The organism is Streptomyces sp. SID5910 (assembly GCF_009862125.1).
Lineage (GTDB): Bacteria > Actinomycetota > Actinomycetes > Streptomycetales > Streptomycetaceae > Streptomyces.
Window position 1 is genome coordinate 1 of record NZ_WWHX01000864.1, and the last position, 1,211, is coordinate 1,211.

General features: G+C 78.1%; 1 pseudogene. It reads right to left on the reverse strand.

Features of this window, described 5'->3' with window-relative positions:
- Window positions 1-1,211: pseudogene (locus tag GTW67_RS30500) on the reverse strand (helix-turn-helix transcriptional regulator); the annotation flags it as partial.

Genomic DNA, 1,211 nt, shown 5'->3' on the forward strand with positions numbered 1-1,211 from the left:
CCGCGACCGCCGCCTCCACCTGCCGCAGCCACGGCAGCGCCCGGCAGCGCCGGAAGAGCCGCGCCGCCTCGTCGTACGACACCGGCCCCGGCCGGTCCGCCCGCAGCTCCGCCAGCGCGAACGCCGCCCGCGCCTCCTCCAGACCGAACCCGAGCTCGGCCAGCCGGTCCCGCGCCGACACCAACCGGGTGACCGCCGACCGCTGTTCACCCCGCGCCGCCCGCAGCCGCGCCTCCGCCCGGTCCAGCACCGCCAGCACGCTCCCGCGCCCCAGCCGCAGCGCGTGCGCCCGCGTGACCTCGATGACCTCCTGCGCCTCGGCCGGCTGCCCGGTCCGCACCAGGGCCTCCGCGAGATCGCCCTGCCACCGGCCGCGCGCCGGGTCGGTGATGCCCGCGCCGGCCTCCAACTCCCGTACCCGGCGCAGCGCGTCCACGGCCGCACGGGCGTCGCCCGCCACCAGGTGGGCGTGGCCGAGCACGGCCAGGGCGCGCGAGAGGTACACGGCGTCGCCGTCCTCCTCGGTCCGCCGCACCGCCTCCCGCGCCAGCGTCAGCGCCCGCTCCACGTCCCCGCCGGCGGCCTCGGCGAGCGCCGCCTGCATGGCCCCCGCGCCCTCGCCGATGCCCGCGTCCCGCGCCAGCGTCAGGCTCTCGCGGGCCAGTTCGAGGGCCCGGCCGCAGTGCCCGGCGTGCAGTTCGGTCTCGGAGAGGAAGCGCAGGTAGTGCACCTCGCTCTCGGCCATGCCGCGCCGCCGCACCTCACGCAGCAGCGCCGTGACGGTGGTCCGCGCCTCGGCCAGCCGGTCGCTCATCACCAGCCACCGGAACCGTGTCGAACCCGCCCCGTTGTGATGGCACGCCACCCGCGGATCCTGCGGCTCCTGCCGCGCCCGCTCGATGGTCGTGGGGGCGTCCGGATGCCCCATCAGCGTCTCGGCCTGGGCCTGGAACGCGAGGGAGAGCAGCTCGGTGGTCCGGTCCCCGGCCCGCGCCGCCAGCCGGGCCGCGTGCGCCGCCTCCTCCCGCCCCTGTGCGAAGTCGCCCTGCACCACCAGACCGCGCCAGGCCAGCTGGTAGTGGACCAGGGCCAGCAGCCGGGGGTCGTCGCCCGCGTCGGCCAGGGCCTGCGGGAAGACCGCGTCGACGTCGCCGATGGCCTGCCCGGCCGCCTCGATGACCACCATCCAGGCCCGTACGCGCTCGTCCGGC